6 protein-coding genes are annotated in these 6000 nt (G+C 63.4%); 3 read left to right on the top strand and 3 right to left on the bottom strand.

Going from position 1 to position 6000, the window contains the following annotated elements:
* Positions 1-117 precede the first annotated feature (117 nt).
* From QTI17_RS33045 to QTI17_RS33035, 3 genes are all read left to right on the top strand, one after another.
* Positions 118-1059, top strand: a complete 942-nt coding sequence (locus QTI17_RS33045) for a Bug family tripartite tricarboxylate transporter substrate binding protein (protein WP_503011158.1) — start codon at positions 118-120, stop codon at positions 1057-1059.
* Positions 1060-1081: 22 nt separating this feature from the next.
* Positions 1082-1468, top strand: a complete 387-nt coding sequence (locus QTI17_RS33040) for a hypothetical protein (protein ID WP_286538257.1) — start codon at positions 1082-1084, stop codon at positions 1466-1468.
* Between the two features lie 397 nt (positions 1469-1865).
* Entirely contained in the window at positions 1866-2432 is a 567-nt protein-coding gene (locus QTI17_RS33035; protein ID WP_286538256.1) for an NADPH-dependent FMN reductase, read from the top strand.
* A gap of 39 nt (positions 2433-2471) precedes the next feature.
* Here the strand turns inward: QTI17_RS33035 and QTI17_RS33030 are convergent, their stop codons facing one another.
* The 3 genes from QTI17_RS33030 to QTI17_RS33020 all read right to left on the bottom strand — a co-directional run bounded on the left by QTI17_RS33030 (position 2472) and on the right by QTI17_RS33020 (position 5999).
* A complete protein-coding gene (locus QTI17_RS33030) occupies positions 2472-3332 on the bottom strand; it encodes an IclR family transcriptional regulator (RefSeq protein WP_286538255.1) in 861 nt (286 codons plus the stop codon).
* 1 nt (position 3333) lies between these two features.
* Positions 3334-4293: a Bug family tripartite tricarboxylate transporter substrate binding protein gene (locus QTI17_RS33025; protein WP_286538254.1), complete on the bottom strand. Its 960-nt coding sequence runs from the start codon at positions 4291-4293 to the stop codon at positions 3334-3336.
* Between the two features lie 62 nt (positions 4294-4355).
* Positions 4356-5999 carry a bifunctional 3-(3-hydroxy-phenyl)propionate/3-hydroxycinnamic acid hydroxylase gene (locus QTI17_RS33020; protein WP_286538253.1) on the bottom strand — a complete coding sequence of 548 codons (1644 nt, stop codon included), beginning with the start codon at positions 5997-5999 and terminating at the stop codon, positions 4356-4358.
* Position 6000 lies beyond the last annotated feature (1 nt).

Genomic DNA, 6000 nt, shown 5'->3' with positions numbered 1-6000 from the left:
ACTCGGCGCTGGCAAAACTGCGTTGGTTCATCTCGGTGGTGCTGTGACTTGCGATGTCTTCACGCATGCACGGGCCGTGCCCGCAGCGACCTATTGATCAGCGTTTCCCTAGCTGCCATTTCAATTGTCGTGGCTGCAAGTGCGTTTGCGCAGGCGACGTCGTGGCCCGAGAAAACCGTGACCATTGTTGTGCCATTTCCTGCAGGCGGATCGACGGACATGGTCGCTCGGGCAATGGCGTTGCAGATGCAGAGCAAGCTGGGACAGACCTTTGTGGTGGACAACAAGCCTGGCGCCACCGGGACGATCGGCGCCGGCATCGTAAAGCGGGCGGCGCCGGACGGCTACACGCTGCTGGTGTCGTCACTCGGGGCCTTCGTCGTCACACCGCATCTGCAAAAGAGTGTTCCGTACGACGCCACCAAAGACTTTGACTACATCAGCGTTCCCGTTCAGGCACCCAATGTCCTCGTTGGGAGTCCTGAACAGAAAGCGCGCACCGTTGCGGACGTGGTTGCAATGCTCAAGGCCAATCCCGGAAAAGTGACCTTCGCGAGTTCGGGCAATGGATCGTCTGACCATCTTTCTGCCGAAGTGTTCTGGCAGCAGAGTGGTACGGAAGGCCTTCATGTTCCATACAAGGGCGGCGCGCCAGCCATGAACGACCTTCTCGGCAACCAAGTCGCGTTTTCATTTCAGAATGTGAATGCAGTGTTGCCGCACATCAAAGCCGGAAAGCTCCACGCGATCGCAGTCACCGGCGACAAGCGCTCTCCCGTCCTTCCCGACGTTCCAACGCTCGCAGAAGCCGGCGTGAAAGGGGCCGAGGTGTATTCATGGCAAGGTATGGCTGCTCCGAAGGGGTTGCCGCCAGCGGTCAAGGAAAAGCTCGGCGCTGCGGCCATAGCGGCGATCAATGATCCGGAGGTGAAGAAGCGAATGGTGGACCAGGGGCTGGAGATCGTTGCGAGCACGCCGGCCGAGTTCGCGGCCTTTCAAGCCCGCGAGTGGGCGCGGTGGAAAACTTTGATTGAGACAAGGAAGATCACCGCGGATTAGCGATCTATCGGAGCTCACCATCATGTTGAAGATGTGGCGTACTTTCATCTGGTCGTTTGGCTCGTTGATTTTGGCAGTGGCAGGCATGTCAGCGTACGGCCATGGCATTGCAGAACCCCGACACGGAGGCGTGGTGCAAAGCGCGAACGACATTACGTTCGAATTCGTTTCGTTGCCGGAGGGTGCCGTGATCTACGTATTCGACCACGACGAAGAATACGGAGCGCATCAGATGACTGGAAAACTTACCGTGTTGCGTTCCGAAGGGACGAAGTTAGAGGCCGACTTGCGATTCTCGGGCGGAAATCGCTTGAGTACGACGGGACTGGTCTTGGCCCGCGGGGACAGAGTCGTGGCCACCATCAGTGAGCCGGGAAATGCGGTTCTTGTGAGGTTCACCGTCAAGTAACAGCATGCCCGTGCGCGAAGTTTCGCGAAGGGCGCGTGGGGGCGTCCTGCTCGGCTTTTAATCCAGAGTTCGCAATGACCGGCCGACATTGGCGGCATTCGGCACGCTTGTGCAGGCCAAGCCGCCGGAGGAAGGCCTACGTCGATGACACGGTCGCCGTCGAGTGAGCGAACGCGAGTTTTCCAACGACTGATTGGCCTCATCCCTCCGGTTCCTGTCATCGGACGTGTCAACGCAGCGCAGGTGCTCGCGTGAGCTAGCGTGATTCGCGTCACTCGACTTCCGCCAGACGGAAAAGCAGCCTCGCTCGACCTGGGCGTAGACAGAATGAGGATGGAGACTCGTCGCACTCTCTGTTTCACACGGTCGATCCCGCTCCCACGAATTTGAGGAACCTATGGCTTCAGAAAATCAGCGCCTACTGGGCATCAGTGGCAGCCAGCGACAGGCCTCGTACAACACCATGGCATTGCGCTTGGCGGCGGAGCAGGTGCCGCCGCACTCTAAACTGGATGTAGTCGACTGGCGTTCAATCCCGCCCTTCGACGCTGACTATTTGGCAAGGTCGGGCTATCCGAGAACTGTCGCCGAGCTTCGCGCAGGTATCGAGGCGGCCGACGGAATAGTGATCGCGACACCAGAGTACAACTTCTCGATCCCCGGCATGCTGAAAAACCTACTCGACTGGGTCTCCCGGGGAGCCGACCAGCCATTGGCACGCAAGCCGGTTGCGATTCTGTCAGCCTCTCCCGGTCCGCTCGGCGGCGCGCGTGTCCAGTACGACCTGGGCAAGGTGCTGCTCTTCATGGACGCGCGCGTGCTGGCAAAGCCCGAGGTCTTCATCGGAAATGCGGCCGCCAAGTTCGATGCCGAGGGTCGGTGCATCGATGTGGACACGATCCGCTTCGTCGGGCTGCAGATGACGGCCTTCTCGACTTGGATAGATCAGGTCAGGCGGATGTGAATCGCTGGCGTCCGCGGTTCGAGCGGCGTGCTTCAGACTTCAATCGCCGAGGCGCAGCCACTGGCCGGCTCCGAGGGTCTTGCGGATGTCTTGGCGCCCGCGTGTGAGCAGTTCGGTGAGCCGAGACAGGCGTTCCGGCCCCATGCGCGCGTTGGCTGCTGCGAGCGTCACTGCCCCTACCACCTGACCCAGGCTGTCGAGAAAGGGCATGCCCAGCGCTGTGACGCCCGGGTTCACCCGGTTGCGGATGACGGCCACGCCCGTTCGTGCGGCTTCGGCGACGGAAGCCTCCACCAGGGCGGCGGGAAAGCCCCATTGGCGCTCGATGCGGGACGTCACCCGCCCGAGGATGAAGCGGCGCTCGTCTTCGGGCAACGCCGACAGGATGGCGAGGCCACCGGCGCCCCACCCGAGAGGCCGCCGGCTGCCGACCTGGAGCGTGACCACGCGCAGCGGAGTCGGGCCTTCTGCCAAGTCGAGACAGACCGCCTCCTCGCCGCTCCGCAGGATCAGGTAGGAGGTCTCCTCGGCGTCTTGTGCAAGTCGTTCGAGCGTAGGCCTAAGTTGGGCTCGCACGTCGAATTGCTGCGCAGCTGCCAGGCCCAGCTCATACGCCAATGGTCCAATCACATAGTGTCGGGTGTCCTCGATCCGCATTGCGAGGCGCTCGGCCTGCAATTGGGCCAGCAGGCGGTGCATGCTGCTGTTGGGCAGGCCTGTGGCGCGGGCCAGATCAGTCAGCGCCATCCCGCGCCGTCCAGCCGTGGCTAGCAACCGCAAGACGGACGCTCCGCGACGCAGCGAACCTTCGCGCGCCTCTTTCCCCGCCCGTCGACCACCCCCCGCCTCCGCACGCGGGAGCGGAGTTGGCAACTCGCCGGGTTTGGAGCCGCCTGTCATCTCAGTCGGCCTTGATGCCCCGCTGAGGAATCAGCCGCGCCCAGAAGGCGATCTGCTCTCGCACGTAGCGGTCCATTTCGGCGGAATCGCTCCCGATCGCTTCCATGCCGAGGTCGGCCAGCTTTTGGCGAACAGCCGGTTGCTCGATCGCAGCGCGCATCTGGCTCGACAGCGTTGCCACCACGGGAGCCGGCGTGCCCTTGGGCACAACCATGCCTTGCCAAGCGTATACTGCGGCTGGGGCATAGCCGAGCTCTTTCAGCGTCGGCACGTCGGGTAGTTGCGGCATGCGTTTCTCCGAAGTGACTGCCAGGGGAACGAGCCGGCCCTCCTTGACGAACGGAAGCGACAGTGAGGGCGCCACCACGGCGAGTGGGATCTGCCCACCAGCGACGTCCTGCAGCGCCGGTGCATCACCCTTGTAGGGGACGTGCGTGGCCTTGATGCCGGTGGTCGAAAGCAACACCTCCATCGCCATGTGGTGCGGCGTCCCGACGCCAGCCGAGCCGTAGTTGACGTTGGCCCCTTTCTTACCGTCCGCCACCAGTTGCTGGATGGACTTGATCCCGCTGGAGGGGTGGGTAGCGATCAGGAGGGGGAAGCGAGCCATCAATCCGACATTGACGAAGTCAACCAACGGGTTGTACCTCACCTTGGGGTAGATCGCGGGATTGAGCGCAAGAATCGCGATGTCAGCCGTCAGGAGCGTGTAGCCGTCCGGCTCCGAGCGCGCCACGGCTTCGGCAGCGATCATGCCGGCCGCGCCCGCCTTGTTGTCGACCAAGACCTGCTGGCCGAGGCTGGTCGACATGGGCGCCGCCACCGTGCGCGCCAGCACATCTGTGCCACCCCCCGCCGGGAAGCCCACGACCCACCGGATCGGCTTGGTGGGGTAGCTTTGCGCCAGGGCGCCGAAGGAGAGAAAGGCGGTCGAGAGGCCCAGGGCGAGGGTGCGGCGCATGATGAGGGGGGGATTAGGCACGTGAAGTCTCCTTTTTGTGAAATGGGTCCGTCGAATGGAACTTAGGCGGCGCTTGCCTGGGCCTCGAGGCCCGCGTCGACGATCGCGAACAGCCCGCGCTCGAGCTGGTCGAGCAGCGCTGTCAGTTCTTCGTCTGTCCTGGCTGCCGCAAAGACGTATCTGTCGGGACGCACCAGCAGCACCTGGGCTTGCAGCGCGCGCAGCTGTTCGGCAAGCAGGCCGTCGCGCTCCCGCACGACCAGCACGTCGGGCGAGCGGGCCTCGTGATCGTCCTGGGCCACGAGAAGTTGGCTGCCGCCGATGCGCTGCCATTGCGCCAATTGCGCATTCGTCAGCCCCTCCAGCGCCGCAGGCCGGGCCGAGACCATCATGAAGCCCGGCGCAAGCAGGTCGTCGAGGCGCCTTTCTACGCCGCCTTCGAGGACCCAGGGCTGGACGAATAGCTCGCCGGCGCCAGGCGCCAAGCTTCCGTCAGGCAGACGACCAATGAAGCCGGCTTCCAGCGGCGGGATGAACTTCTGCCGAACGGTAATGGCTTTCCCAGTGGCGAGCTCTTCGGCCAGACGTCGATCGCGCTCAAGTGCCGACTGCGCGTCGAGTTCGCCGATGATGAGGCCGAAGGACTTGGCGTGCTCCACAACTGTGCGGACATGCTTCTTGCGTTCCACCTCGTAGCTGTCAAGCAGCGTCGTCGTGTATCCAAGCTGCTCGACACCGTCAATCTTCCACGCTAGGTTGATCGCATCGCGGATCCCTGCGCACAGGCCCTGGCCCAGAAAGGGAGGCATCTGGTGGGCGGCGTCACCCATCAAGAACAGGCGTCCTTGCCGCCAAGTGTCGACGACCAGGGCATGGAAGCGATAGATCGCGGTGCGGCAGAGCTCCAGAGGCGTGGTGTTTACAAACTCCGACAGCACCGCAAGCACCGCCTCGTCCGTGGCGAAGTCCTCCGGCGTCTCGCCGGGAAGTAGCTTGATCTCCCAACGTCGCAAGTTGTCGGGGCCGACGATGTAGGTGCCCGGTCGCGAGGGACGGCAGTACTGGACGCAGCGCGCCGGCAGGTCGATCGGTCCGCGCAGCCATGCGTCGACCACCATCCACCACTCATCGAAGGCGAGGTCCTCGATCGACGCGTCCATGCGCCGCCGCACCGCGCTGCGACCGCCATCGGCGCCCACGAGGTAGTGTCCGGTCAGGCCAATCTCTACACCATCCGACAGGCGCCGGAATGTGGCTTCCACGCCTTCCGCGTCCTGCTTACATCCGGTGAACTCGTGGCCCAGGAACACCTGAACACCCGCTTGCGCTTCCAGGCCCCGGCGTAGCGTGGCTTCCAGTTCCGGCTGCACGAACATCCAGGTCGGTTCCCAGGCAAGGAGGTGGGGCGGCGGAGCCGGATAGAAGCGCTTGATCACCTGGCCATCGATGCCGACGAAGTCGGTGCCGGGGTGGGGGGATGTGGTCGCGGCGATCTCTTCGGCGAGGCCGAGTTCCTGGAAAATCCGCATGACCTCTTGGTCGGCGGTGATCGCGCGGGGCTTGTCGTAGATCTCGGTCGCTTGGTCGATGACTGCCACGCGATAGCCGCGACGTGCCATGAGATTGGCAAAGGTGGCGCCGCTGGGGCCATAGCCCACTACAAGGATGTCGAACGCGGCAGTATCTGAATGCTTGGATAAAGTCATG

The organism is Variovorax sp. J31P179, from assembly GCF_030316985.1.
Taxonomy (GTDB): domain Bacteria; phylum Pseudomonadota; class Gammaproteobacteria; order Burkholderiales; family Burkholderiaceae_C; genus Variovorax; species Variovorax ginsengisoli_B.
This window is presented reverse-complemented; position numbering and strand designations above follow the sequence as displayed.

Excerpts from the sequence above, each read along its gene's own strand:
- QTI17_RS33040 (WP_286538257.1), top strand. The coding sequence starts at position 1,082 with ATGTTGAAGATGTGGCGTACTTTCATCTGGTCGTTTGGCTCGTTGATT.
- QTI17_RS33035 (WP_286538256.1), top strand. The coding sequence starts at position 1,866 with ATGGCTTCAGAAAATCAGCGCCTACTGGGCATCAGTGGCAGCCAGCGA.
- QTI17_RS33030 (WP_286538255.1), bottom strand. The coding sequence starts at position 3,332 with ATGACAGGCGGCTCCAAACCCGGCGAGTTGCCAACTCCGCTCCCGCGT.
- QTI17_RS33025 (WP_286538254.1), bottom strand. The coding sequence starts at position 4,293 with ATGCGCCGCACCCTCGCCCTGGGCCTCTCGACCGCCTTTCTCTCCTTC.
- QTI17_RS33020 (WP_286538253.1), bottom strand. The coding sequence starts at position 5,999 with ATGACTTTATCCAAGCATTCAGATACTGCCGCGTTCGACATCCTTGTA.